This is a genomic window from Kitasatospora sp. NPDC058115 (assembly GCF_042884635.1).
Classification (GTDB): domain Bacteria; phylum Actinomycetota; class Actinomycetes; order Streptomycetales; family Streptomycetaceae; genus Kitasatospora.
Map to the genome: position 1 here is coordinate 253,983 of NZ_JBHVTL010000006.1, position 25,320 is coordinate 279,302.

The 25,320-nt window shown below is 74.3% G+C and carries 20 protein-coding genes; 13 read left to right on the plus strand and 7 right to left on the minus strand.

From position 1 onward, the window contains the following. Positions 1–42 precede the first annotated feature (42 nt). Genes ACFVVL_RS08995 through ACFVVL_RS09005 form a run of 3 tightly spaced genes read left to right on the plus strand, consistent with a single transcriptional unit; the run spans position 43 to position 3,076 of the window. Positions 43–1,269 carry an MFS transporter gene (locus tag ACFVVL_RS08995; RefSeq protein WP_387672695.1) on the plus strand — a complete coding sequence of 409 codons (1,227 nt, stop codon included), beginning with the start codon at positions 43–45 and terminating at the stop codon, positions 1,267–1,269. A 44-nt stretch (positions 1,270–1,313) separates the two neighbouring features. Continuing rightward, entirely contained in the window at positions 1,314–2,438 is a 1,125-nt protein-coding gene (locus ACFVVL_RS09000) for an LLM class flavin-dependent oxidoreductase (protein WP_387672698.1), read from the plus strand. Further along, positions 2,435–3,076, plus strand: a complete 642-nt coding sequence (locus ACFVVL_RS09005; RefSeq protein WP_380293349.1) for an FMN reductase — start codon at positions 2,435–2,437, stop codon at positions 3,074–3,076. The genes ACFVVL_RS09000 and ACFVVL_RS09005 overlap by 4 nt, the downstream gene beginning before the upstream one ends. Positions 3,077–3,148: 72 nt before the next feature. On the opposite strand, the gene ACFVVL_RS09010 is transcribed toward ACFVVL_RS09005, so the two are convergent. Then, positions 3,149–3,568, minus strand: coding sequence for a winged helix-turn-helix transcriptional regulator (locus ACFVVL_RS09010; RefSeq protein WP_387672702.1), 420 nt, complete (start codon positions 3,566–3,568; stop codon positions 3,149–3,151). Positions 3,569–3,682: 114 nt separating this feature from the next. Between ACFVVL_RS09010 and ACFVVL_RS09015 the strand changes: the two genes are divergently transcribed. The 3 genes from ACFVVL_RS09015 (at position 3,683) to ACFVVL_RS09025 (ending at position 7,184) form a co-directional block, all read left to right on the plus strand. Then, positions 3,683–5,164 (plus strand): MFS transporter, encoded by a 1,482-nt coding sequence (locus ACFVVL_RS09015; protein WP_387672705.1) that lies wholly within the window; start codon positions 3,683–3,685, stop codon positions 5,162–5,164. Between the two features lie 167 nt (positions 5,165–5,331). After that, on the plus strand, positions 5,332–6,387 hold the full coding sequence (locus ACFVVL_RS09020; protein ID WP_380293346.1) for a Dyp-type peroxidase: 1,056 nt from the start codon (positions 5,332–5,334) through the stop codon (positions 6,385–6,387). After that, a complete protein-coding gene (locus tag ACFVVL_RS09025; protein WP_380293344.1) occupies positions 6,384–7,184 on the plus strand; it encodes a family 1 encapsulin nanocompartment shell protein in 801 nt (266 codons plus the stop codon). Before ACFVVL_RS09020 ends, ACFVVL_RS09025 begins: the two co-directional genes overlap by 4 nt. A gap of 88 nt (positions 7,185–7,272) precedes the next feature. On the opposite strand, the gene ACFVVL_RS09030 is transcribed toward ACFVVL_RS09025, so the two are convergent. From ACFVVL_RS09030 to ACFVVL_RS09045, 4 genes are all read right to left on the minus strand, one after another. Further along, positions 7,273–7,731, minus strand: coding sequence for a hypothetical protein (locus tag ACFVVL_RS09030; RefSeq protein ID WP_387672709.1), 459 nt, complete (start codon positions 7,729–7,731; stop codon positions 7,273–7,275). Beyond that, the gene (locus ACFVVL_RS09035; protein WP_380297384.1) at positions 7,728–8,099 is read right to left on the minus strand and encodes a helix-turn-helix domain-containing protein; all 372 of its coding nucleotides are present in this window, start codon (positions 8,097–8,099) and stop codon (positions 7,728–7,730) included. Before ACFVVL_RS09035 ends, ACFVVL_RS09030 begins: the two co-directional genes overlap by 4 nt. Positions 8,100–8,175: 76 nt before the next feature. Then, positions 8,176–8,508 (minus strand): type II toxin-antitoxin system RelE/ParE family toxin, encoded by a 333-nt coding sequence (locus tag ACFVVL_RS09040; RefSeq protein WP_380297386.1) that lies wholly within the window; start codon positions 8,506–8,508, stop codon positions 8,176–8,178. Between the two features lie 595 nt (positions 8,509–9,103). After that, positions 9,104–12,169, minus strand: a complete 3,066-nt coding sequence (locus ACFVVL_RS09045; RefSeq protein WP_387672713.1) for a BTAD domain-containing putative transcriptional regulator — start codon at positions 12,167–12,169, stop codon at positions 9,104–9,106. A 532-nt stretch (positions 12,170–12,701) separates the two neighbouring features. Between ACFVVL_RS09045 and ACFVVL_RS09050 the strand changes: the two genes are divergently transcribed. Next, on the plus strand, positions 12,702–14,663 hold the full coding sequence (locus ACFVVL_RS09050; RefSeq protein WP_387672716.1) for an ATP-binding protein: 1,962 nt from the start codon (positions 12,702–12,704) through the stop codon (positions 14,661–14,663). Positions 14,664–16,040: 1,377 nt separating this feature from the next. On the opposite strand, the gene ACFVVL_RS09055 is transcribed toward ACFVVL_RS09050, so the two are convergent. Both ACFVVL_RS09055 and ACFVVL_RS09060 read right to left on the minus strand, forming a co-directional pair. After that, on the minus strand, positions 16,041–16,589 hold the full coding sequence (locus ACFVVL_RS09055; RefSeq protein WP_387672719.1) for a hypothetical protein: 549 nt from the start codon (positions 16,587–16,589) through the stop codon (positions 16,041–16,043). Further along, positions 16,586–17,944, minus strand: a complete 1,359-nt coding sequence (locus tag ACFVVL_RS09060) for a hypothetical protein (protein ID WP_387672722.1) — start codon at positions 17,942–17,944, stop codon at positions 16,586–16,588. Before ACFVVL_RS09060 ends, ACFVVL_RS09055 begins: the two co-directional genes overlap by 4 nt. Positions 17,945–18,305: 361 nt before the next feature. Between ACFVVL_RS09060 and ACFVVL_RS09065 the strand changes: the two genes are divergently transcribed. From ACFVVL_RS09065 to ACFVVL_RS09090, 6 genes are all read left to right on the plus strand, one after another. Continuing rightward, complete coding sequence (locus tag ACFVVL_RS09065; protein WP_387672725.1) at positions 18,306–19,091, plus strand: electron transfer flavoprotein subunit beta/FixA family protein; 786 nt, start codon at positions 18,306–18,308, stop codon at positions 19,089–19,091. A gap of 82 nt (positions 19,092–19,173) precedes the next feature. Next, positions 19,174–20,136, plus strand: a complete 963-nt coding sequence (locus tag ACFVVL_RS09070; RefSeq protein WP_380423039.1) for an electron transfer flavoprotein subunit alpha/FixB family protein — start codon at positions 19,174–19,176, stop codon at positions 20,134–20,136. Positions 20,137–20,318: 182 nt separating this feature from the next. Then, the gene (locus tag ACFVVL_RS09075) at positions 20,319–21,743 is read left to right on the plus strand and encodes an acyl-CoA synthetase (RefSeq protein WP_387672728.1); all 1,425 of its coding nucleotides are present in this window, start codon (positions 20,319–20,321) and stop codon (positions 21,741–21,743) included. Between the two features lie 216 nt (positions 21,744–21,959). Continuing rightward, a complete protein-coding gene (locus ACFVVL_RS09080) occupies positions 21,960–22,850 on the plus strand; it encodes a C40 family peptidase (RefSeq protein WP_380298385.1) in 891 nt (296 codons plus the stop codon). Between the two features lie 403 nt (positions 22,851–23,253). Next, positions 23,254–24,321 carry an NUDIX domain-containing protein gene (locus ACFVVL_RS09085; protein WP_387672732.1) on the plus strand — a complete coding sequence of 356 codons (1,068 nt, stop codon included), beginning with the start codon at positions 23,254–23,256 and terminating at the stop codon, positions 24,319–24,321. Positions 24,322–24,390: 69 nt separating this feature from the next. Beyond that, positions 24,391–25,320, plus strand: coding sequence for a DUF4184 family protein (locus ACFVVL_RS09090; protein WP_387672735.1), 930 nt, complete (start codon positions 24,391–24,393; stop codon positions 25,318–25,320).

Genomic DNA, 25,320 nt, shown 5'->3' on the forward strand with positions numbered 1-25,320 from the left:
ATTTTGAACCGGCCAATCCAAAACTATCGGGGGAGCACTCCCATGCCACGTGCCGTCTACGTCCTCGCCCTCGGCATCTTCGCGATGGTGACCAGTGAGTTCGCCGTCGCCGGGCTGATGCCGCAGCTGGCGGAGGGCCTCGACGCGACCGTCCCGCAGATCGGCTACCTGATCACCGCCTTCTCCGTCGCGATGTCCTTCGGCGGTCCGTTCCTCACCGTTTCTCTGCTGAGGATGCGTCAGAAACACGCCCTGATGCTGCTGTTCGCGGTCTTCCTGGTCGGCAACCTGCTCGCCGCGACCGCCTCCGGCTACCCGGTGATGCTGGTGGCCCGGGTGATCAGCGGGGTCGCCGCCCAGGCCTTCTTCGGCATCTCGATCTCGATGGCCACCCAGCTGGCCCGCCCCGAGCTGCGCGGCCGGGCGATCGCCGTGCTGATGAACGGCCTGATGCTCGGCACCCTGCTCGGCCTGCCGCTGGCCACCGTCATCGGCGAGCACCTCGGCTGGCGGGCGGCGTTCTGGGCGGTGGCCGTGCTCACCGTGGCGGTCGCGCTGGCCACCGTCGCCGGGGTGCCGGACGCCGACCACGCCGAGGGCGGCGGCTCGCTCCGCGCGGAGCTGGGCGCCCTGCGCAACCGGCGGCTCTGGCTGGCCTTCGCCACCAGCACCCTGATCATCGGCGCGACCTTCGCGCTGTTCAGCTACGTCAACCCGGTCCTCACCGGGATCACCGGCTTCTCGGCCGGCTCCGTCCCGCTGCTGCTGGTCGCCTACGGCGCGGCGACCGTGGTCGGCAACACCGTGGTCGGCCGGCTCGCCGACCGCCACGCGCTGCCGGTGCTCGCCGTCGGCCTGGGGCTGAACACCCTCTTCCTGGCCGGCCTCGCGCTCTTCGCCCAGCACCGGGTGCCGGCGGTCGGCCTGCTGCTCGGGGTCGGCCTGGTCGGCGTCACCATGAACCCGGCGATGGCCTCGCGGGTGCAGCGGATCGGCAACGCCCGGCCGCTGGTGAACACCGTCCACAACGCCTTCATCACGCTCGGTGTCATCCTCAGCTCCCTGCTCGGCGGGCTCGCCATCGACCTGTGGGGCCTGCGGGCGGTCCTCTGGCTGGGGGTCGCGCTGGCCGTCGCGGGTCTGCTGACCCTGCTCCCGGACGCCCTGCGGGGCCGTAGTGCGGTCTCGGGCCAGGGGCCGGACGCTGGGGGGAATAACACCCGGGTGGAGGATGCTAAAGTGGTTGAAACTTTGACGATCGGATCCTGAGCCGGGTTTCCCAGCGGGATTCAGCCTGGAGTGTGGTGAGCAACATGCAGTTCGGAATCTTCACCGTCGGCGATGTCACCCCCGACCCGACCACCGGCCGCACCCCGACCGAGCATGAGCGGATCAAGGCCACCGTGGCCATCGCCCGCAAGGCGGAGGAGGTCGGCCTGGACGTCTTCGCGACCGGCGAGCACCACAACCCGCCGTTCGTGCCGTCCTCGCCGACCACCCTGCTCGGTTACATCGCGGCGCAGACCGAGCGCATCATCCTCTCCACCTCGACCACGCTGATCACCACCAACGACCCGGTGAAGATCGCCGAGGACTACGCGGTGCTCCAGCACCTCGCGGACGGCCGGGTGGACCTCATGATGGGCCGCGGCAACACCGGCCCGGTCTACCCGTGGTTCGGCAAGGACATCCGCCAGGGCATCCCGCTCGCGATCGAGAACTACGCGCTGCTGCACCAGCTGTGGCGCGAGGACGTGGTCGACTGGTCGGGCCGCTTCCGCACCCCGCTGCAGTCCTTCACGGCCACCCCGCGCCCGCTCGACGGCGTCCCGCCGTTCGTCTGGCACGGCTCCATTCGCAGCCCGGAGATCGCGGAGCAGGCCGCCTACTACGGCGACGGCTTCTTCGCGAACAACATCTTCTGGCCCAAGGAGCACTTCCGGAAGCTGATCAACCTCTACCGCGAGCGCTACGCCCACTACGGGCACGGCACCCCCGAGCAGGCCGTCGTCGGCCTCGGCGGGCAGGTGTTCATGCGCAGGAACTCGCAGGACGCGGTGCGCGAGTTCCGCCCGTACTTCGACAACGCGCCGGTGTACGGACACGGGCCGTCGCTGGAGGAGTTCACCGACCAGACCCCGCTCACCGTCGGCAGCCCGCAGGAGGTCATCGAGAAGACCCTGACCTTCCGCGAGACCTTCGGCGACTACCAGCGCCAGCTGTTCCTCATGGACCACGCCGGCCTGCCGCTGAAGACCGTGCTGGAGCAGCTGGACCTGCTCGGCGAGGAGGTCGTGCCGGTGCTGCGCGAGGAGTTCGCCAAGGGCCGCCCGGCCGACGTCCCGGACGCGCCGACGCACGCCTCGCTGGTCGCGGCCGACCGCGCCCGCCGGGAGCAGGAGCAGAACACCGAGGAGAACGTGGAGGTGGCCAAGTGACCGCGTACCGACTGGCGGTGGTCAGCGCCGGCCTGAGCAAGCCGTCCTCGACGCGGCTGCTCGCGGACCGGCTGGCCGAGGCGACGGTCCGCCGGCTCGCCCTCGACGGGCGGGAGGTGGAGGTGACGGTGATCGAACTGCGCGACCTCGCCACCGACATCGCGCACAACTTCGTCACCGGCTTCCCGGGCGCCGCGCTGCGCGAGGCGATCGAGACGGTGACCCGCGCCGACGGGCTGATCGCGGTGACGCCGATCTTCACCGCCTCCTACAGCGGGCTGTTCAAGTCGTTCTTCGACGTGATCGACCCCGACGTGCTCAGCGGCAAGCCCGTGGTGATCGCCGCCACCGGCGGCACGCCCCGGCACTCGCTGGCGCTGGAGCATGCCGTCCGCCCGCTGTTCAGCTACCTGCGCTCGGTGGTCGTCCCGACCGCGGTCTACGCGGCCACCGACGACTGGGGCACCACGGGCGACCGGCTCACCGACGGCCTGCCGGGCCGGATCGACCGGGCCGCCGGCGAACTCGCCGGACTGCTCGCCGGCCGCGCCCCCCACGGGCCGGCGGCGGACGGCGGGTCCGGGGAGACGGAGAGCGTGGTCCCGTTCGCCGAGCAGCTGGCGGCCCTGCGGGTCTGACGGCGGCGGTCCGCGCACCACGAGAAGGGGCGGGTCCCGGGAAACCGGGCCCGCCCCTCGTCGTGCCCGCGCTCAGCCCGTCCGCGCGTCGTACGAGGCCCGGGCCGCCGCGATCTCGCGCTGGTGCGTCTCCGTCCAGGTGACCAGCGACCGGACCGTCTCGTGCAGGGTCCGGCCCAGCGGGGTCAGCGCGTAGTCCACCCGGGGCGGCACGACCGGGTGCACCGTCCGCTCGACCAGGCCGTCCCGCTCCAGCTGGCGCAGCGTGACGGTCAGCATCCGCTGGCTGACCCCGTCGATCTCCCGCCGCAGCTCGGTGAAGCGCAGCGAGCCGCGGTCCAGCAGCGCGATCACCAGCAACGACCACTTGTCGGCGATCCGGTCGAGGATCTGCCGGACCTCGCAGTCCTCCCGGGTGTCCCACTGGAACGCGTCGTAGTCGTCCTCGGTCACCGCGCAGTGCGTCGGTGACTTCCAAGTGCCTTCTTCCATGGTTCCTGATGCTGCCTCAGGATGGCTGGTGGTTACAAGAGGGAACCGACTGGACGACGGAGAACCGCCCGGTCCGGCCTCCCCGCCTTCCCGCGCACTCCCCAGGAGACCTCCGTGTCCGCGTCCTCAGCCGTGTCCGGAACCGGCACGCCCGCCCCCGCCGCCCCCGCCGCGCCCGCCGCCGCACCGCCTCCCGCACCCGCCGCACCGCCCCCCTCCGCCCGCCTCACCGGCCGCGAGACCGCCGTCCTGCTCGTCCTGTGCGGCGCGATCTTCCTGGAGGGCGTCGACGTCGCGATGCTCAACGTGGCGCTCCCCTCGATCCGCGCCGACCTCGGCATGGACACCGGCTCGCTCAGCTGGGTGCTCAGCGCCTACGTGCTCGGCTACGGCGGCTTCATGCTGCTCGGCGGCCGCACCGCCGACCTGCTCGGACGGCGCCGCACCTTCCTGTTCTGGCTCACCGTCTTCGTCCTCTTCTCCGGCGCCGGCGGCCTCGCCGGCGCGCCCTGGGTGCTCGTCCTGGCCCGCTTCGCCACCGGCCTCGCGGCCGCCTTCATGACCCCCGCGGGCCTGGCGATCATCACCACCGCGTTCGCCGAGGGCCCCCGCCGCAACCGCGCGCTGCTCCTCTACGCGGGCACCGCCGCCGCCGGCTTCTCGCTCGGCCTGGTGGCCGGCGGCCTGCTCACCGCGATCAGCTGGCGCTGGGTCTTCTTCGCCCCCGTCCTGCTCGCCGGCGCCCTGCTGCTCGCCGCCCTGCCGCTGCTCCCGCGCGACCGTCCGCCGGCCCGCCGCCCCGGCGAGCGCTTCGACCTGGCCGGCGCCGCCACCGTCACCGGCGCCATGCTGCTGCTGGTCCACACCGTGGTGCGGATCGGCGAACCGGGCGCCGCCGCCGTCCCGACCCTCGCCGAGGCGGCCGGGGGGCTGGCCCTGCTGGCCGCCTTCGTCGCCGTCGAACGGCGCTCCGCCGCCCCGCTGGTCCGCCTCGGCCTGCTGCGCTCCGGCCCGCTGCTGCGCGCCAACCTCGGCGCGCTGCTGTTCGCCGGCTCCTTCTTCGGCTTCCAGTTCACCGTCACCCTCTACCTCCAGGACCTGCGCGGCTGGACCCCGCTGCAGACCGGTCTCGCCCTGCTGGCCGTCGGGGCGGACGCGGTGCTCGCGCCGACCCTCACCCCCCGGCTGGTGGACCGGTTCGGCACCGTCCGGGTGATCCTCGGCGGCTTCGGCCTGGCGACGCTGTCCTACGCGCTGTTCCTTCCGGTCGGCCCGGACTGGAGCTACCCGATGATGTTCCCGACCATGATCCTCACCGGCCTGGCCTTCGCCCTCGCCTACGGGCCGCTGACCATCGCCGCCACCGACGGCGTCGCCGAGGAGGAGCAGGGGCTGGCCGGCGGGCTGCTCAACACCGCCTTCCAGTTCGGTGCGGCGCTCGGCCTCTCCGCGGTCACCGCCGTCCACCTGGCCGTCACCGGCGACGGGGGGGCCGGGCTGGACGGCTTCCGGGCCGCGCTGGTGGTCCCGGTCGCGGCGGTCGCCCTCGGCGCGCTGGTCACCGCCCTCGGTCTGCGCGGTCGCAGGTCCTCCTGACGCGCCCCGGGCCCGTCGCTGCCCCCGAGCCCCTCGCCGGTCCCGGCCGGTGAGGGGCCGTCCCGCTGTCCGCCCGCGTCCCCTGCTCGGCCCGTCGACCGCGCCGAAATGTCCGTCCCGGGGTGTAATCGTACGGATGATCAGACCCCGGAGACCGGAGTCCGCCGATGCCGCAGCCCGTCCTCACCCCGCTCACCACCGCCGCGATCTTCCTCGTCCTCACCGTCGACCCCGGCGGCGAGCCCACCGTCCGGGCCCTGCTGCCCGATGTGGCGGGCCTGCGCCGGGCGGTCGGCTTCCGCGCCCCCGACGCCGGGCTCACCTGTGTCACCGGCATCGGCTCGGACGCCTGGGACCGGCTCTTCGACGGCCCCCGCCCGGCCGGGCTGCACCCGTTCCGGGAGATCACCGGTGCCCGCCACCGCGCCCCGGCCACCCCCGGCGACCTGCTGTTCCACCTGCGCGCCGCCCGGATGGACCTCTGCTTCGAACTCGCCGGCCAGCTCACCAACCGCCTCGCCGGCGCCGCCACCGTGGTCGACGCCGTGCACGGCTTCCGCTACTTCGACGACCGCGACCTGCTCGGCTTCGTCGACGGCACCGAGAACCCCGAGGGCCGCGCCGCGGACGCCGCCGTGCTGATCGGCGAGGAGGACCCGCAGTTCGCGGGCGGCAGCTATGTGATCGTCCAGAAGTACCTGCACGACCTGGACGCCTGGAACCGGCTCCCGGTCGAGGCGCAGGAACGCGCGGTCGGCCGCACCAAGCTCACCGACATCGAGCTCGCCGACGACGTCAAACCCGCCGACTCGCACGTGGCGCTGACCAGCGTCACCGGCCCGGACGGCGAGGAGCGGCAGATCATGCGGTTCAACATGGCGTTCGGCTCCTTCGCCGGCGGCGGGGAGTTCGGGACGTACTTCATCGGCTACTCGCGCACCCCGGAGGTGACCGAGGAGATGCTGGAGAACATGTTCGTCGGCCGCCCGCCCGGCGCCCACGACCGGCTGCTCGACTTCTCGACCGCGGCCACCGGCACCCTGTTCCACGTCCCGACGGCCGAGTTCCTGGACGACCCGCCGCCCGCGCCGGCCGCGGCGGTCCCGGCCGCCGTTCCCGCTGCCGTCCCCGCCCCCGTCCCGACCGCCGCCGTCCCCTCCTCCGCCGCCGTCCCCGACGGCTCCCTCGCCATCGGCAGCCTGAAAGGCACCCCCGCGTCATGAACAACCTGCACCGCGAGCTCGCTCCCGTCTCCGCCGCGGCCTGGGCGGAGATCGAGGAGGAGGCCCGGCAGACCTTCAAGCTCCACCTCGCCGGCCGTCGCGTCGTCGACCTGAACGGCCCCGACGGCCCCGCCCTCGCGGCCGTCGGCACCGGCCACCTCACCGCCATCGAACCGCCCAACCCCGGCGTCCAGGCCCACGCCCGCGAGGTGCGGCCGCTCGTCGAACTGCGGGTGCCCTTCCCGGTCGGCCGCTCCGCCGTGGACGACGTCGAACGCGGCTCCCGGGACTCCGACTGGCAGCCCGTGAAGGACGCCGCCCGCACCCTCGCCCTCACCGAGGACCGCGCCGTCTTCGACGGCTACCCCGCCGCCGGCATCGAGGGCATCCGCGCCGCCGCCACCAACCCCGCCGTCCCGCTCCCCACCGACGTCCGCGAGTACCCCGAGGCGGTCAGCAGGGCCCTCACCACCCTCCGCCTGGCCGGCGTCGGCGGCCCCTACGCCCTCCTGCTCGGCGCGGACGCCTACACCGCGGTCAACGAGACCTCCGACCACGGCTACCCCGTCGCCAGCCACATCGCCCGCCTCCTCGACGGCGAACTCATCTGGGCCCCCGCCATCGAGGGCGCCCTGCTCCTCTCCACCCGCGGCGGCGACTTCGAACTCCAGCTCGGCCAGGACGTCAGCGTCGGCTACCTCTCCCACACGGCCGACACCGTCCATCTGTACCTGACCGAGACCTTCACGGCCCGCGTCCTCACCCCCGAGGCCGCCGTCCCCCTCACCACGGCCTGACACCCCGCCACGACGAACACGAACGGGGCCGGTGCGAACCGCACCGGCCCCGTTCGTGTTCGTCGCCGACCCCGCCCTCCGGCATCCGTCAGTCCGCCGACTCCGGGTTCAGGATCTCCTCGCCGGCATGGTCGAGGGGCGCGAGCAGCGGTACGCCCGCCATCCCGAGCTTGGCGGCGGTGGTGTGGATCGCCTCGCGAAGGTACGGGCGGATGATGGGGGAGGCCACGCGCTTGGCGAAAGCGCCGACGAGTTCCGGTGAAAGATCGACTTTCTCGGAGATCTGGAAGAACGCGGCGACGTCCGCGATCAGCAGCCCTTCCTCCGCATGAACCTCGGCGCGCGCCCGCGCGGCGATGGCCTCGCCGTCGAAGAGCTGCATCAGGCGGACCTGTGCGACCCCTTCGCCGGGGAGGTCGTCGTCGTTGGGCTGTTCAAAGCCGTCGAACCGGCGCCCGCTGACCTCGAAGTACTGGATGTGGTTCAGATGCGCCACGGTGAGGAGCTCATCGACGGAAGTGATCTCCCGGGCGGCGTTGCCTGTCATGCGGCCTTCCGCCGGCCGAATGAGCTCGGGACCCGCTCTTCGGTCTCCGCGACCGGCGTCCAACTGCTCGACGGCCGGGTCACCTCGTGGTCGGTGTGTGCCTTGACGTAGATCTTCAGGCCTACCGCGCGCGCGTATCTCATGATCGTCGACAGGCGAGGGTCTCCGCCCAGCCGTTCGAAGTCCGACACGGCCGACTGCGTCGTCTCCATCTCGGCAGCGACGGCCTTCTGCGTGAGCTTGGCGGACTTCCGGTGCGCCACGAGCGTCTGGATGAGCTGCATCAGGGCTTCCGCGTCCTCATGAGCGCGCTGGACATCCGGGTCGTCCGGGTCGATGCCGAGTAGTGATGCCAGGTGCTCATCCATGGTGCTCTCTCCCCTTGAAGATGCTCCGAGTATCGCCTAAGCCGGATATTCCATCAACGGCCGCCCCGTACTCCGGTCACGGCCGGGGACGGCCGTTCCACTCGGTCAGGCGCTTGCGGGCGGACTTGATGTCGTCCGGATCGGTTGCGATGCCATGGGTGGCCTTCTTGTTGATGAACTTGACCGCGAGCAGGACGGGTCCCTGGTTGTCGACTTCGGAGTAGAAGAGCCGGAAGATCCGTCTCTCGCCCTCGAAGCGCAGTTCCAGAAGGCCATCACCGAGGTGCTTGACGTCGGGAGGACGGAGCGTGCCGGTGGCGGCGCGCTCCATGATCGCCTGGAGCTTCACGGTCTCGAAGCGCTTCAGCTTGCACTTGTCGACCTCCCGACGCACCACGTCGGCCCCCATGGGCGATCGGTAGAACTCCCAGCGTCTGGGCACGGGCGACCCCCATCAGTCGGCATCCTCCCCCCGCAGGAGGGTAGTGGATATCGGCTGAGCCGATACAGCGGATTTCAAACCTCGGACCGCTGTCAGCGGGTGCTGTCGACCGGTGCCCACGGCCCCCGCACCGCAGTTGCAGCGCCCCTCGACGGCGGTGCACCTCGGGGGCGGTGCCCCTCGGCGGTGGTGGCTCGCGACGTGCCGGAGGGCGTGACCGGGTCTCCGGTCACGCCCTCCGGCGTGGCTGGTGCCCGGATCAGCACCAGATGGGCATTGCGGCTATCCCCGTGGCCAGGGCGTGCAGGGATCCGGCTATCAGGGCGGAGACAGTGAACATGGCGCCTTTCCTGAGGGCTCTGCGAGGGTCGAGCGAGATCTCGCTCGATGCCTTTGTAGCAGACTCGGCGGCCGCCCGGCGATCTAGGGTCCGACGCCTTGTGTGAAGCGTTGGTGGATGTACGGAGCGGGCGGCGGATGGCGTTTTCAGGCGCATCGGCGGGGCTGGTCGATCAATTTCGGCCGATGGCCGTGAGCGGTGGGTCGGAAATATAACCGGAATCTACTCGTCCGGGTGTCCGGCCGGGCCGATTTCGGCAAGGGCCTTCCTGGCGAGCGCGGCCTGATCCGCCGCTCCGAGGCGTTCGGCGAGGCTGATCGAGGACGACAGGTGCCCGGCGGCCTGGGCCCGGGCGCCGAGGACGGCCTCGGCGCGGGCGAGCCCGTAGAGGGCGGCCGCCTCCTCGTGGGCGGTTCCCGCCGAGCGGGCCAGTTCAAGGGCGATTGCGTGCTGGTCGCGGGCGTCGGCGGGGCGGCCGGCCGAGCGGAGGGCGTGACCCAGGCCGTTGAGTGCGTCGGCCTCGTGCTTGATGGCGCTCACGGAGCGGAAGACGGCCAGTGCCTGCCGGTGAAGAGCCAACGACTGGTCGAGTTCCTCCGGGATGTTCAAGGTCGCTGCCAGGTTGATTTTCACGATGGCGAGATCGAAGGTGGAGATGGCCCCCGCGGGGAATTTCAGCACCCGCTCGAACCCGGAACGTGCGGCGGAGAGATTACCGGCTGCCAGATGGAGATCTCCGATATTGTTCAGGATCCTCATCTCGAAGGTTCTGTCCTGGAATCTCCGAGCCAATGGCAGGGCGCTCTCGTAGGCGGAGAGGGCCATTTTGTGATTCCCGAGGGAGCGCTGGACGATGCCGAGGTTGGCGAGGCAGCGCGCGGTGTGCCAGAGGTCTCCGTGCGCTCTTCGAATGTGCAGGGCCTCCTTCTGCAGGGCGAGGGAGCGGGTCAGGGCGCCCCGGTGCCAGAGTGCCCGGCCCAGGATGCTCAGGGCCTCCGCCGTGGCGTCGGGGTCCTGTCCGGCGCGGGCCAGCGTGAGGGCGCGGTCCAGGGCCTCGACGGCGGCGGGGTAGCGGGAGGCGTTGGCGAGGGTGGCGCCGAGGTCGATCAGGGCGCGGGCCTCGCAGCGGTCGTTCGCCATCGAACGCCAGTGCGCCGCGGCGGTCTGGTGCAGGTCGTGGGCCTCGCTCCAGTAGGCCTGGGCGTCCAGCCGGCCGGCCAGCACGTGGGCCAGCCAGGCGGCGGTCTCCGGGTGGCCGGTGGCGCGGGCGTGCGAGGCGAGTGCCGCCAGGGCGGCCTGTTCGGTGTCCAGCCAGTCCCGCGCCGACTCGTGCGAATCGAGGTCAAGGTCGTACAACAACGTTTCCATTCCCGGCAATTGGCGAAACTGCGGGAGAGGGAGGCGTGAACGACGGGGATACAGCAGCCGGTCCGCCTGGTCGGCTGCGTGGAGCATGAATCCGAGCAACCGCCGCAGCGCGGCCCCGGCCTCCTCCTCGGCACCTTCGTCGCGCATCAGTGCGAGCGCGTATTCCCGGAGGAGATCGTGGAGTTGATAGCGCTCCGGAACGTTCTCCTGCAGCAGGTGGCAGTGCAGCAGCGCCTCCAGCAGGTGGTCCGTCTCGTCGACCGGCCGGCCGAGCAGGGCCGCCGCCGCGTGCAGGCCGATGTCCGGCCCGGGGTGGGCGCCGAGCAGCCGGAAGGCCTCCTGCTGTTCGGCGGGCAGCGAACGGTAGGACATCTCGAAGGCGCGGGCGACGCTCTCGGTGTCGTGCCGGATCTCGGCGAGCCGCCCGGTCTTGCGGGAGAGCCGCAGCGCGAGGTGGTCCAGGGTCCAGGACGGCCGGGCCTTGAACCGGCTGGCGGCGATCTCGATGGCCAGCGGGAGCAGTCCGCAGCGGTCGACGATCTCGACGATCCGGCTCCGGTCGTCGGCGCGCTCCCGTCCGACCACCGAGGTGAACAGGGCGACCGCGTCGTCCACCGGCAGGATGTCGAGGAAGACCGGTCTGGAGCCCGGGAGTTCGGCGAGCCGGCGGCGGCTGGTGACGAGGATCAGCGCGGCCGGCGAGGTCGGCAGCAGCGGTCGCAGCTGGGCGGCGGTCGCCGCGTCGTCGAGCACGACGACCGCCCTCCGGGTGGCGAGCACCTCGGCGCAGAGCGCGAACAGCTCCTCGCTGTCGAGCGGGATCGTGGTGGCCGGCACGCCCAGCCGGCGCAGCAGCGAGGTCGCGACCGCCTGCGGTGCGAGCGGGCTCCGGTTGACGGCGTGGGCGCCCAGGTTGAGGTGGACGTAGCCCTCGGGGAACCGGCCCCGCATCAGATGGGCGGCGTGCAGGGCCAGCGTCGTCTTGCCGACCCCGGCCATGCCGAGGATCGCCGAGACGGCCACCACGGCGCCCTGCTCGACGGCGTCCTCGGGGCCCCCGAGCAGGCGGCGGAGGTCCTCCCGGCGGCCGATCAGGCGGCGGACCGCCGGGGCGGCCGACGGACCACCGGCGTGCGCGGCGGGGGAGGGGCGCGGGGCGGCGCTCGCGCGGGCCGCGGTCGCACGGGCGGCCGGTCCGGTGAGCGGCTCGCCGGCGAGCATCCGCTCGTGCAGCCGGACCAGGGCCTCGCCGGGCCCGGTGCCGAGTTCGGTGCGCAGCCGGCGGACGACGGTGGGGTAGACGGTGAGCGCGTCCGCCTGGCGTCCGGCGCCGTGCAGGGCGACCAGCAGGTGGGCGGCGACCCGCTCGTCGGTGGGGCGCGCCTCGCGCAGGGCGGTGAGTTCGGGGACGACCTCGGCGAAGCGGCCGAGCCGGAGGTCGATCTCGATCCGCAGCAGGGTGGTGGCGAGGCGCTGGTCGGCCATCGTGGTGCGGGTGGACTGGGCCCAACTGCCGGGCAGGCCCGCGAGCGGTTCACCGCGCCAGATTTCCTCGGCCCGGCCCAGGACGGTGCGGGCCTGGATGTCCTCGCCGTTCTCGGTGAGTTGGCGGGCGCGCAGAGACAGGTCGACAAAACGATGCCAGTCGATCAATTGGGGATCGGCACGAAGCGCATATGTGTGCGATCGGCAATCGATGGCCGGGGTGTCGCGGGACTCGTCGAGCCCCTCGGCTGCCACGGCCTTTCGCAACTGGCTCCTCATGCGGGAGACATGGCTGTAGATGCTGGCCACCGCGCTGGGCGGGGGCCCCTCGTCCCACAGCCGGTTGGCCAGCAGTTCGTGGCTGAGCGGGCGGCCGACCTCCAGTGCCAGGGCGGCCAGCAGCTGCCGCCTCTTGTCCGAGCGAATTGCCGACAACTCGCCGTTCACCGAAAGTTCAATCGGACCCAGAAGATGGAACTCCATTGTGACGCCCCCCGCCGGTTGGCTACCAGCTTGCTGTCGCAGGGAGCATCCCACGATTGCGGGGGCCGGATCCATACCGTCTCCTGCTGTGCGGCGAGGCATTGTTGACACTTAACCCGGTCCGACGGAGCCTCATGTGATATAGGGGCGGCGCCGATTGCCCGTGCACATCGGCCGCTCCCGTCACGGCAGTCCATCGTTCTACCGGTAGGGGGAGCCAGTGGGGCAGGATCGGTTCGGCGGGGCGGGAATTCATCAGCCGCACGGAGCGCGTGAACCGCACGGACCGGGAGAACCGCACGGACCGCACGAACCGCGAGAACCGCACACCGCGACCAGGAACGCGGTCTCCGGCGCCCGGGTCGGCGGCTCGGTCGTCCAGGCCGGGGAGATCCACCACCTCACCGTCTACGGCCAGGCCGCCCCGCCACCCGCCGCCCCGGCCCTACCGGTGCCGCGCCAACTGCCTCCGACGCCAAGACGTTTGGTCGGGCGGGACGCCGATCTCGCCGCCCTGGACCGTGAGTTGGACGACGCTCCGGGCGGCGCCGCCGACGTCACCGTGGTGGTGACCGGCCCGGCCGGGGTGGGCAAGACCGCCCTCGCCGCCCAGTGGCTGCGCCGCCTCGCCGGCCGCTTCCCGGACGGCCAGCTCTACGCCGACCTGCGCGGCCACGCCCCGGGCGGGCCCGCCGACCCGGCCGAGGCGCTCGGCGGGTTCCTGCGGGCCTTCGGCATCGCGCCGGTGCCGCGCAGCCTCGCCGAGGTCGCCGCACTCTGGCGCTCGCTCGCCGCCGAACGCCGGATCGCCGTCCTGCTCGACAACGCCTCCACCGCCGCCCAGGTCCGCCCGCTGCTGCCCGGCTCGGAACACGCGGTGGTCGTCGTCACCAGCCGCCGCCGGCTCACCGGGCTCGGCATAGACGGCGCCGTCTTCCGGCCGGTCGACGTCCTCTCCGACGACGCCTCGGTGCAACTGCTCGCCCAGCGGGTCGGCGCCGACCGGGTGGCCCGCGAACAGGGCGCCGCCGCCCTGGTGGTGGAACGCTGCGGGCGGCTCCCGCTCGCCGTCTGCCTGGCGGCCGCCCGGATCGCCGCCCGCCCGGGCCGGCCGCTCGCCGCCACCGCCGAGGCGCTCGGCCAGGAGTCCCAGGGGCTCGCCGCGCTCGATGTCGAGGGAGAGGCCGTGCGACACGCCCTGGACGCGTCCTTCGAGGTCCTGGGGGCGGACACGGTCCGGCTGTACCGGCTGCTCGGCCTGCTGCCGTTCCCGGTCTTCACCCTCGACGTGGTCTGCGCGGTCGGCGGCCTGGAACGGGCCGAGGCCGACCGGCTGCTCGGCGGGCTCATCGACGTCCACCTGCTGGAGGAGATGGAGGACGGCTTCCGCTTCCACGACCTGGTCAAGCTGCACGCCCGGGCGCGCGCCGACGAGGTGCGGGACCGGCCGGAGGGGCGGGCCGCCGTCGACCGCGTGCTCGACTGGTACCTCGCCTCCGCCACCGCCGCCGAGGCGCTGCTCAGCCCCAGCCACCGCACCCTGCGCCGCGACTACGCCACCCAACCGGTGCCGGGCGTCCGGGAGTTCGCGGACGAGCCGGCCGCCGTCCGCTGGCTCGACACGGAGACCGGCCGGCTCGCCGACGCCGTCCGCTGGGCCGCCGCCACCGGCCGGGCCGCCACCGCCTGGCAACTCGTCGACGCCATGTGGCCGCTGTTCCTGCGGCTGCGCCCGGCCCGGCTGTGGATCGACGCCCACCGGATCGGGCGCACCGCCGCGCGGACGGCGGGCGACCCCGACGGCCTGCTGCGGATGCTCACCTCCGGCGGCACCGGCCTGCGCAACGCGGGCGAGGGGGAGAGGGCCGCCGACTGGTTCGCCGAGGCGCTCCGGCTGGCCCGCGAACTCGGCCGGCCGCTCGCCGAGGCCGGCGCCCTGTACGGCCTCAGCCAGACCCACCGCACGGCGGGCCGGCTCGCCGAGGCGGCCGACTGCCTGCGGGGGGCGGCCGGGCTCCGGGAGGCCAAGGGGGACGTCCGCGGCACCGCACTCGCCCGCCTCGCGCTCGGCGAGGTCCTGCTCGCCGACGGCCGCCCCGCCGAGGCCGTCCCCGCCATCACCGGCGCCCACCGCGACCTCGTCGCCGTCCCCGCCGCGTACGAGGCGGCCCGCGCACTCGCCATCCTCGGCCAGGCCCACGTGGCCCTCGGCGCCCACGCGGAGGCGGCCCGGTGCTACACCGAGGCACTCGCCGCGTTCCGCGCGGCCGGCTCCCGTCACTGGGAGGCCCGCGTCCTCGAACTCACCGGCGACCTCGCCCGCGCCCGCGGCGACCTGACCGGGGCGGCCACCCACTACCGCGCCTCCCTGGCCCGCTACGAAGCCCTCTCCGCCCCCGACACCACCCGCCTCACCGCTGCCCTCGGCACCCTGCCACCCACCTGACCCACGCGGCGTGAGGGGTCGGGCCGTCGCCCCGAACCGCCCCGCCGGTGCGCACGCGTGGTGCTTGGTGGTTCGGCCGGTTCGCGGATCTCGAACGCGGGGCTGGGCTTGGCCACTTGGGGGTGGTTGGTGTGGTGTGGGGTCGTCGCTCCGCCCGTCTCACCGCCGGGAGCTTCCCGGGCCGCACCCTCGGTTCGCGGATCCCGAACGTGGGCTGGCGCTCGCCGTCTGGGGGAGCCGCGTTGTCGCGTGGCCCGCCGGTGCGCACGCGTGGTGCTTGGTGGTTCGGCCGGCTCACGGATCTCGAACGCGGTTCTGAGCTTGGCCATTTGGGGGGTGGTTGGTGTGGTGTGGGGTCGTTGCTCCGCCTGTCTCATCGGCGGGTGCTTTCCGAGCCGTGCCGCCCGGCTCGTGGATCCCGAAGGCGGGGTGGCGCTCGCCGTTTGGGGGAGCCGCGTTGTCGGCTTGCCCGCCGCTGCATACGCGCAGCGCTTGCTGGTTCGGCCGGTTCGCGGATCTCGAACGCGGGTCTGGGCTTGGCCACTTGGGGGTGGTCGGTGTGGTGCGGGGTCGTTGCTCCGCCTGTCTCGCCGGTGGGAGCTTTCCGAGCCGTGCCGCCCGGCTCGTGGATCCCGAGCGTGGGGTGGCGCTCGCCGTTTGGGGGAGCCGTGTTGTCGGGTGGCCCGCCGGTGTGCACGCGCAGCGCTCGGTCGGTCGCCCGGCTCGCGATCTCGCATGTGGAGCGGGGCTCGCCCCCCCGGGGGGCCGGGCTGTCGGGTGGCCCGCGGGTGCACACGCGTGGTGCTTGGTGGTTCGGCCGGTTCGCGGATCTCGAACGCGGGGCTGGGCGTGGCCACTTGGGGGTGGTGGGGTGCGGGGTCGCCGCTCCGCCTGTCGCATCGGCGGGTGCTTTCCGGGTCGCGCCGCCCGGCTCGTGGATCCCGAGCGTGGGGTGGCGCTCGCCGTTTGGGGGAGCCGCGTTGTCGGGTGGCCCGCCGGTGCGCACGCGCAGCGCTCGGTCGGTCGCCCGGCTCGCGATCTCGCATGTGGAGCGGGGCTCGCCCCCCCCCGGGGGAGCCCCGCTGTCGGGTGGCCCATCGGTGCACACATGCAGTGCTTGGTGGTTCGGCCGGCTCACGGATCTCGAACGCGGGGGTGGGCTCGGCCGTGTGGGGGGTGCCGGGGGAACCGCGGCCCGCCGGAGCGCACGCGCAGCGCTTGGCGGTCGGCTCGCGGATCCCGGAGTGGGGTGGCCGTCGGCCGCTGGGCGTCGCGCTGTGGGGTGGGGCTCCACGAACCGCGACCGGGGATGGCCCGCCAGGCCGGGTCGGTGGTGGGGCGCCCCCGGCCGCCCGGCCGCCCGGCCGAAGGGGCGGCTCAGGTGGCGAGGGGGCAGCCCGGGCAGGGTGGGCGGGCGGTGTAGGCGGAGGTGGCAAGGGCGGTGAGCTCGCCGAGGGTGCGCCCGGCGGCGAGCCAGGCGTGGGCGAGGGAGCCGGCGGCCAGCCGTTGGGCGGAGGAGGCCGGGCCGCTGCTCCCCGGGCGGGGCCGGAGCGTCAGGCGCCCGCCCGTGCGGGTCAGCACGAGCAGCGTGCCGCCCTCGCCGTCGGCGGTGGCCACCGCGCAGCCGGGGTGGGCCCGTAGCACGGTGGTGAGCCGGCCGGGCGCGGCGGTGCCGAGGTGGAGCACGTCGGCGTGGTGGCGCCACCGGGCGGCGTCGGGGTCGGCGAGGTCGAGTGCCAGGTGCTCGTCGACGAACACGCGGCTCAGCGGCCCGCCGGAGCGGCCGGCCGGCGGGCGGGTGGCGAGCAGCCCGTGGCAGACGCCGGCGGGGGAGTGGATGCGGGCCTCGACGTGCGGGCCGGGCGCCCCGGCCGACGGCGCCGGGCCGTCGGCCGGGGCGAGCCGCACGGTGTGCAGCACGGTCACCCGTCCTCCCGTGGTGCCCGCCCGGCCCCGTCGCCCGTCGTCCAGAGCGGTGCGGGCAGCGGCAGCGCGGGCGGTTCCGGCAGGTGGGCGGGCTCGCCGAGCCCGAGGACGCGGTAGAGCAGCCGCCGCATCCGGCGGTCGAAGGCGCCCGGCCGGGAGCTGATCCGGGCCGCGATCGCCGCGTACTCCTCCCGCCGGTACTGTTCGGCGGCGTAGCCGAGTTGGGTGGTGAGCGGGTGGGACGGGCTGAGCGCGGGCGCGGTGCGGGCGAGCAGCGCGCCGGGTGAGCGCGGGTTGACGTCCCGGTGCGGGTACTCGGCGAGCAGGATCGGTGCGCCGGTCATGGTGCCGTAGAGGGTGACGGAGCCGTGGTCGCCGATGACGAAGTCGGCGGCGACGAGCAGCGGACGCCAGTCCTCCTCGGGCGCGAGCACGGTGACCGCCCCGCGCGCGGTGGCCGTCGCCCACGACCGGACCGCCCACGGGCTGTGCGCGGCGGCCACGTTGGGGTGGACCAGCAGCGCCGTGCGGTAGCCGTGCCGGGGCAGCTCGGCGGCCAGCCGCGGCAGCACGGCGTCGAGCCGGGTGAACAGCGAGCCGCTGCCCCAGGTGGAGCAGACCAGCACCAGGCGTTCGCCGGGCCGCAGCCCGAGCGCGGCGCGGTACCGTTCGCGGTCGGGGAGCGCGGCGGCGATCCGGTCGTAGCAGCCGTCGCCGACCACCTCGGCGATCGGCAGGGCCTCCGGGCAGCCGCGGGCGAGTTCGGCGCGGTCGTCCTCGTGGGCGAGCGCCAGCGCGGTGGGCACCAGCCGCCCGTGCCACACGACGTACTCGGGCCCCAGCCCGGCCACCGTGCGCCCGGCTCCGGGCCCGGCCGGCGCCAGTTTGATGTGACCGGCCCCGTGCGGCAGCCGGACGAGCGGGCCGCGCAGCCGCTCCAGGCCCTGCGAGCCGGCGGCCAGCACCAGGTCGAACTCCCGCCGGACGGCCTCCGCCCACGGCAGCACCGTGCCGCCGAGCCGCCGGACGTGGCCCGCCGCACCCCCGTTGAACGCGTGCGGCGGCACCGTGAACTGGACGTGCACCCGCAGGTCGGCGGCGAGCAGCGGATAGATGTCGTGCAGCCGCTGGCCGTAGACCATCGAGTGGACGACGACCAGCACCTCCTTGCAGTCGGTGAGCGTGGCCCACGGCCGCGTGCGCCGCGCCGCGCCCCCGTCCGCCCCGGCCGCCCCGTCCGGGCCTTCCGCCCGGTCGTGAGCGTCCGCCCGGTCGTGGTGCTCCTCCGGCGACCACTGCGCGCCGGACCGTTCCCCGTGGTTGACTTCGTCGACTTCCCCGTGCACCAAGGTCATGTCGTTCCCCCTCCTTGATCCCGGACCGGGGCCCCGGGTCTCGGCGGCCCCGGCGGGTGTGTGCCCGGGCGGTCTGGCGGATTCCATGACGGCTCCTGGCCGGTCTTGCACAAACCTTGCGGCCCGCTGCCCCGGCCCCGCCGGGGCCCGGCCGGTGGTACCCCGGAAGAGCGCAAAGGGTACTGAGTTCCTTTACGAGGGGTACTGAGTGCCGTATTCTCTCCGGAGAGCCTCGAAGGCTGTCGAAGGGAGCCGACGGGCCGGATCCGCCGAGGGCCGATCCGGCACTCAGTACCCTCGGCGCGGCCGAGGCCGTGGACCAGTGCATCCGACCAGTGCACCCGTACCAGGAGAACCGCTCATGAGCTTGAGGATCGTTGTCTGTGTGAAGTACGTGCCGGACGCGACGGGTGACCGTCGTTTCTCGGACGATCACACCACCGACCGGGAGGGCGTGGACGGCCTTCTGTCGGAGCTGGACGAGTACGGCGTGGAGCAGGCGCTGCGGATCGCGGAGGCCCATGAGGGTTCCGAGGTGACGGTGCTGACGGTGGGGCCGGACGACGCGAAGGACGCGTTGCGCAAGGCGTTGTCGATGGGTGCGGACAGGGCCGTGCACGTGAACGACGAGGACATCCACGGTTCGGATGTGATCGGGACGTCGGCGGTGCTGGCGAAGGCGCTGGAGCGGACCGGGTTCGATCTGGTGGTCGGTGGCATGGCGTCGACGGACGGGACGATGGGTGTGCTGCCGGCGCTGCTGGCGGAGCGGCTGGGTGTGCCGCAGGTGACGTTGCTGTCGGAGGTGTCGGTCGAGGGCGGTGTGGTCCGGGGCCGTCGGGACGGTGACGCGGCGACCGAGCTGGTGGAGGCGGCGCTGCCGGCGGTGGTGTCGGTGACGGACCAGTCGGGTGAGGCCCGGTACCCGTCGTTCAAGGGGATCATGGCGGCGAAGAAGAAGCCGGTGGAGTCCCTGGACCTGGACGACCTGGGCATCGGGGCGGACGAGGTCGGTCTGGCGGGTTCGTGGACGGCGGTGGAGTCGGTGGCGGCGCGTCCGGCGCGCACCGCGGGCACGGTCGTCAAGGACGAGGGCGAGGGCGGCAAGGCGCTCGCCGGATTCCTCGCCGGCCAGAAGTTCATCTAGCCACCCGGTCACCCCGCGGGTGAACCACCATGCGTTCACCCGCCACCCCTGCTGCCCCCCGAATCACGGAGACATCGAGCACATGGCTGAGATCCTCGTCCTGGTCGACCACGCCGACGGCGCGGTCCGCAAGCCGGCCCTGGAGCTGCTGACCCTGGCCCGCCGCATCGGCGAGCCGTCCGCCGTCGTCCTCGGCGCCGGCGACAAGGCCGCCGAGCTGGCCGCCAAGGCCGCCGAGTACGGCGCCGCGAAGGTGTACGTCGCCGACGGCGCCGAGTTCACCGACCAGCTGGTCGTCCCCAAGGTCGACGCGCTGGCCCAGATCGCCGCGTCCGCGGCGCCCGCCGCCGTGCTGGTCACCTCCTCCGGCGAGGGCAAGGAGATCGCCGCCCGCGTCGCCCTGCGCCTGGGATCGGGCGTCATCACCGACGCCGTCGACCTGCGCGCCGGCGACGGCGGCCCGGTCGCCACCCAGTCCGTCTTCGCGGCCTCCTACACCGTCGACTCCCGCGTCAGCAACGGCGTGCCGGTCATCGCGGTCAAGCCGAACGCCGTCGCCCCGGAGGCCGCCCCGGCCGCCGGCGCGGTGGAGGACGTCACCGTGGCGTTCACCGGCAACGCCGCCAAGGTCGTCTCGCGGACCCCGCGGGTCTCCACCGGCCGCCCGGAGCTGACCGAGGCCGCGATCGTGGTCTCCGGCGGCCGCGGCGTCGGCGCCGCCGAGGGCTTCGGCGTGGTCGAGGAGCTGGCCGACGCCCTGGGCGCGGCCGTCGGCGCCTCGCGCGCCGCCGTGGACGCCGGCTGGTACCCGCACAGCAGCCAGGTCGGCCAGACCGGCAAGCAGGTCTCCCCGCAGCTGTACGTCGCCAACGGCATCTCCGGTGCGATCCAGCACCGGGCCGGCATGCAGACCTCGAAGACCATCGTGGCCGTCAACAAGGACCCCGAGGCCCCGATCTTCGAGCTCGCCGACTACGGCGTGGTCGGCGACCTCTTCGAGGTGCTGCCGCAGCTCACCGCCGAGGTCAAGGCCCGCAAGGCCTGATCCGACGCGAGCGCAACCGCGCGGGGGCGCGCCCGGTGACCGCCGGGCGCGCCCCCGCCGTCCTTCGCCCGGACACCGCCCGGTGGCCGGCGGCCCGTAGAGTCGGTCGGCGGCGCGCGGTCGCGGACCGTCGCGCGCCGCCGACCATCGTGGACATCGTGGACAGGGGCGAGGGCAGACGGATGACACTCTTGATGGCGCTTCAGGGCGGCCCGGACGACTCGGGCGACGCACTGCGGATCTCCGACGGCCCCGGGCTCTCCCGCGAGCAGCTGCTCGGCGCGGCCACCGCCGTCGCCGACCGGGTGGCCGGCGCCCCGGCCCTCGCGGTGCTGGCCCGGCCCACCGCCGAGACCGTGGCCGCCGTCGTCGGCGGCCTGCTCGCCGGGGTGCCGGTGGTGCCGCTGCCGCCCGACTCCGGGCCCAAGGAGCGCGCCCACATCCTGCGCGACTCCGGCGCCGCCCTGCTCGCCCACGCCGCCGCCGACACCCCGCCGCAGGACGCCGGGATCGCCGGCCTCCCGGTCGACCTGCGCGAGCGCTCCGCGACCACGTACGCCGAGCCCGACCCCGCGGCCACCGCCTTCGTGCTCTACACCTCCGGCACCACCGGCGCGCCCAAGGGGGCGGTGATCGGGCGCTCCGCCGTCGCCGCCGACCTCGACGCGCTCGCCGACGCCTGGCAGTGGACCGCCGAGGACACCCTGGTGCACGGCCTGCCGCTGTTCCACGTGCACGGCCTGGTGCTCGGCGTGCTCGGCGCGCTGCGCACCGGCAGCCGGCTGGTGCACACCGGACGGCCCACCCCCGCCGGGTACGCGGCGGCGGGCGGCACCCTCTACTTCGGCGTGCCGACCGTCTGGTCCCGGGTGGCGGGCGATCCCCAGGCGGCCGCCCGGCTCGCCTCCGCCCGGCTGCTGGTCTCCGGCAGCGCCCCGCTGCCCGTCCCGGTGTTCGAACGGATCGCCGCGCTGACCGGCCACGCCCCGATCGAGCGCTACGGCATGACGGAGTCGCTGATCACCGTCTCCACCCGGGCCGACGGCGAGCGGCGCCCCGGCAGCGTCGGCCTGCCGGTGGCCGGGGTGCGCACCCGGCTGGTCGGCGAGGACGGCGCTCCGGTGCCGCACGACGGCGAGAGCGTCGGCGAGCTCCAGGTCGCCGGGCCCACCCTGTTCCGGGGCTACCTCGACCGGCCGGACGCCGACGCCGAGGCCTGGACCGCCGACGGCTGGTTCCGCACCGGGGACGTCGCGGTGATCGGCGCGGACGGCTTCCACCGGATCGTCGGGCGCGCCTCCGTCGACCTGATCAAGAGCGGCGGCTACCGGATCGGCGCCGGCGAGGTGGAGGCGGCGCTGCGCGACCACCCGGCGGTCGCCGACGCCGCCGTGGTCGGCGTGCCGGACGACGACCTCGGCCAGGCGATCGTGGCGTACGTCGTTCCGGAGGGTTCCGTGACGGGCGAACAGCTGACGGCCTTTGTGGCGGAGCGCCTCTCGGTGCACAAGCGGCCCCGACGGGTGGTGCTGGTGCCCGAACTGCCCAGGAACGCCCTGGGAAAGGTGCTGAAGAAGCAGCTGCCGGCGGAGTCGGCACACGGGTGACGGGCGGTCATCCGGCGCCGGGTCGGATGACGGTCGCTCACCTTCCGTGAGCCTTCCTTTGGCGCACTCCACTGCGCGCCGTGAGCGAACGCGTGCCTAACGTGACAAGCGGCGCGGCCGGGGCCGGTGAGGCCCCGCGCACCGCGTCCAGCGTTCAGCTCCCAGCGTTCGGCGCGATCGAGGCGACCGGCGCGATCAGCGAAGGAAGACAGCAGCATGACGACCGTCAACACCGGCGCACCGGGTGCCGCCGACGACGCGACCGAGCAGCACACCGCAGACCCCACCCCCCGTCCGGCGGCGGGCGGCCGCCCTTCCCGTGCGGCGCGGATCCGCCGGGGGATAGGCCTGGTGGCCGTGATCGCGGCCGGCGCCGGCGTGATCGGCCTCGGCACCTCGGCCGGGACCGCGGCGGCCGAGCCGGCGCCGGCCCACGCCGGATGGGACGGCTCGCGGTACTGGTTCAAGGACAGCCAGGGCCACTGGCGCTGGACCTCGCACTACGACGTCTACCTGGCGCGCACCGGCGGCTCGGGCTCCGGCTCGGGGACGTCGGGCACGCGGGCGGCCGGCTCCGCCGGGGGGATCACCCAGGGGTGGGACGGCTCCCGGTACTGGTTCCGCAACAGCCAGGGCCAGTGGCGCTGGACCTCGCACTACGACATTTACCTGGCGCGCACCGGCGGCTCGGGCAGCGGCTCGGGCTCCTCGTCGGCGGACTCGGCGTCCGCCCCGGCGGCGGACCGTGACGTCGAGACGGCGGTGCAGTTCGCGCTCGCCCAGCGCGGCAAGCCGTTCCGGACGGCCGGCAACGGGCCGGACGGCTACGACTGCTCGGGCCTCGTCCAGCAGTCCTTCCGGCGCGGCGGCATCTCCCTGCCGAGGGTCGCCAACGACCAGTACGCGGCCACCACGCCGGTGACGGCCGGACAGCTGCGCCGCGGCGACCTGCTGTTCTGGTCGGACGACGGCACCGCGCGCGGCATCCACCACGTGGCGATCTACCTGGGCGACAACCAGTACGTGGAGGCCGCGCGGCCCGGGACCTCGATCCGGGTCTCGCGGATCAGCAGCGGCTACTACCCGACCCACATGGGCCGGCCCTGAGGCGTGGCCGCACGGCCCCGCCGGCGCCCGGGCCACGGCGGCCCGGCGCCGGCGGGGCGGTCCGACGCCGGCGGGGCGGTCCGACGCGGCCGCCGAACGGCGGGGGAGACCCGCGCCCCACAGGGCGTGAGAAGTGCGGCGGGGGCGCGCGCAACACGGCCGGACTACGGTGGCGGGGAGGCGTACTCCGGCGCCCCAGGGGTCGTACGGGAACCGTCGCAGGCCCTCTGACCTGGGCACATGCCCCTGTCAAACGGAACGGGGAACCGCCATGAGCGGCACGCACGTGGAGGTATGGGGACCGGCGCGGCCGGGGTACCACCTCGGGTGGCGCCGGCACGACTGACGGGGGCGCCGCCCGGTGCGAACGGCGCCGGGGGAGGTCGAGAACATGGGGGCGTGAGTGATCGTCTGGGTCAATGGCACATTCGGGGCGGGCAAGACCAGCGCCTGCCGCGAGCTGGTGGAACTGCTGCCGGGCAGCATGCTCTTCGATCCCGAGCTGGTGGGCTTCGGACTGCGCGCGATGCTGCCGGCCGACCGGATGGCGGCGGTGTCGGACTTCCAGGACCTGCCGGCCTGGCGCCGGCTCGTCCCCGAGACGGCGGCCGCACTGCTCGGTGAGGTGCCGGGACCGCTGGTGGTCCCGATGACGCTGCTGCGGGAGGACTACCGGGACGAGATCTTCGGGTCGCTCGCCTCGAACGGCATCGCCGTGCACCATCTCGTCCTCGACGCTGAAGAAACGATCCTGCGCGAGCGCATCGCCCAGCGCGAGGAGATCCCGGACGACCCGGAACGCAGCGAGCGGATCCGCCAGTGGTGCCTGGACCACCTGCCGCGCTACCGCGCCGCCCGCCGCTGGCTGCGCCGCGACGCCCGGCTCGTCGACACCTCCGGCCTCACCCCGCGCGAGACCGCTGCCAGGCTCGCCCAACTGGTGGGCGACGGCTCCGCCCGCTGCCCGATCGTGCAGACCCCCGACCCGACCGGGGACACCGTGGCCGCCGCCGTCCTGCTCTTCGACGAACAGGACCGGGTGCTGCTCGTCGACCCCGTCTACAAACCGGACTGGGAGTTCCCCGGCGGCGTCGTCGAACGCGGCGAGGCACCCACCGACGCCGCCCTGCGCGAGACCGCCGAGGAACTCGGCCTGCGCCTCGACCCGGCCGTGCTGCGCCTGCTCGCCGTCGACTGGGAGCCGCGCACCGGCCCGCGCCGCGGCGGGCTGCGCCTGGTCTACGACGGCGGACTGCTGGACGCCACCGCCCGGCAGGGGCTGCTGCTCCAGCAGGAGGAACTGCGCGGCTGGCGGTTCGTCAGCCTGGACGAGGCCGCCGGACTGCTGCCCCCGGGCCGCCACCGGCGGCTGGCCGCTGCGCTGGACGCCCGCCGCTGCGGCGAACTGCGCTACCTGGAGGCCGGTCGCCGGGCCGGGGTGGGGCTGACGCGGACCGCCGACGCGGCGTGAGGCCGCCAGGCCCGGACGCGGCGGCGCCCGCGGGTGACGGGCCCGGCCGCACGGCGGCAGGATGAGGGCATGCCGTTCACCCTGAGCCACCCGGCCGCCGTGCTGCCCCTGCTGCGCGCGGCGGGCGGGCGCGGTCCGCTGGTCGCGTCGGCGCTGGTCGCCGGATCGCTGGCGCCCGACGTGCCGTTCTTCGCCGAATCGCTGCTGCCCGGCGTGTACCGGTACGGCGGCGCCACCCACCGCTGGTGGGCGGTGCCGACGCTGGACGTGGCGCTCGCCGCCGGTCTGGTGGCGGGCTGGCACGGACTGGTGCGCGGGCCGCTGGTCGCGCTGCTCCCCGGTCGGTGGGCGGGCGCCGCCGAGGCGCTGACGGCCCGCCGGGCCGGGCGGGGCCGGCCGTCCGGCGCGGACCTCGGGTGGTTCGCACTCTCGGCGGCGGTCGGGGCCGCGAGCCACGTCGGCTGGGACGGCTTCACCCACGCCGGGCGGTTCGGGGCCCGGCTGCTGCCGGCGCTGGAGCGGCCGGTGGCGGGCGGCCCGCCGTTGTACGAGGTGCTGCAGTACGGCACCTCGGTGCCGGCGCTGGCCGCGGTGGCGCGCCACGCGGTGCGGCGGGCCCGGGCGGTGGAGCCGGTCCGGCCGGCCGACGGGCCGTCGGACCGGGCCCGCCGGGCGGGCGCGGCGGTGCTGGGGGCGGCGACCGCGGCGGGGGTGGTGCACCGGCTGGTGCCGCTGCGGCGCGGACCGCTCGCGGAGCTGTGCTTCGGTGCGGGCGCCGGTCTCGCGGTCGGTGCGGTCGGCTGGGCGCTGGCCCGGGTGGCCGTGGCGGGGGTCCGTGGCGGGGGGACCGGCCCGGGGGGGCGTGACGTGCGTGCGCCGGGCGTAGGGGCAGGACGGACAGTCCGGCGTAGGGACGGTCGGGAGGCGCGCGGGGCTCGGCGTGCGCGGGCGTGCGGTGGTGAGGGCGTGCGGTGGTGCGGGCGGGCCGCGCCGTCGTGA

Coding starts and splice junctions, on each gene's coding strand:
- ACFVVL_RS08995 (WP_387672695.1), top strand. CDS start 43: ATGCCACGTGCCGTCTACGTCCTCGCCCTCGGCATCTTCGCGATGGTG.
- ACFVVL_RS09000 (WP_387672698.1), top strand. CDS start 1,314: ATGCAGTTCGGAATCTTCACCGTCGGCGATGTCACCCCCGACCCGACC.
- ACFVVL_RS09010 (WP_387672702.1), bottom strand. CDS start 3,568: ATGGAAGAAGGCACTTGGAAGTCACCGACGCACTGCGCGGTGACCGAG.
- ACFVVL_RS09020 (WP_380293346.1), top strand. CDS start 5,332: ATGCCGCAGCCCGTCCTCACCCCGCTCACCACCGCCGCGATCTTCCTC.
- ACFVVL_RS09025 (WP_380293344.1), top strand. CDS start 6,384: ATGAACAACCTGCACCGCGAGCTCGCTCCCGTCTCCGCCGCGGCCTGG.
- ACFVVL_RS09030 (WP_387672709.1), bottom strand. CDS start 7,731: ATGACAGGCAACGCCGCCCGGGAGATCACTTCCGTCGATGAGCTCCTC.
- ACFVVL_RS09035 (WP_380297384.1), bottom strand. CDS start 8,099: ATGGATGAGCACCTGGCATCACTACTCGGCATCGACCCGGACGACCCG.
- ACFVVL_RS09040 (WP_380297386.1), bottom strand. CDS start 8,508: ATGGGGGCCGACGTGGTGCGTCGGGAGGTCGACAAGTGCAAGCTGAAG.
- ACFVVL_RS09060 (WP_387672722.1), bottom strand. CDS start 17,944: ATGACCTTGGTGCACGGGGAAGTCGACGAAGTCAACCACGGGGAACGG.
- ACFVVL_RS09065 (WP_387672725.1), top strand. CDS start 18,306: ATGAGCTTGAGGATCGTTGTCTGTGTGAAGTACGTGCCGGACGCGACG.
- ACFVVL_RS09070 (WP_380423039.1), top strand. CDS start 19,174: ATGGCTGAGATCCTCGTCCTGGTCGACCACGCCGACGGCGCGGTCCGC.
- ACFVVL_RS09075 (WP_387672728.1), top strand. CDS start 20,319: ATGACACTCTTGATGGCGCTTCAGGGCGGCCCGGACGACTCGGGCGAC.
- ACFVVL_RS09080 (WP_380298385.1), top strand. CDS start 21,960: ATGACGACCGTCAACACCGGCGCACCGGGTGCCGCCGACGACGCGACC.
- ACFVVL_RS09090 (WP_387672735.1), top strand. CDS start 24,391: ATGCCGTTCACCCTGAGCCACCCGGCCGCCGTGCTGCCCCTGCTGCGC.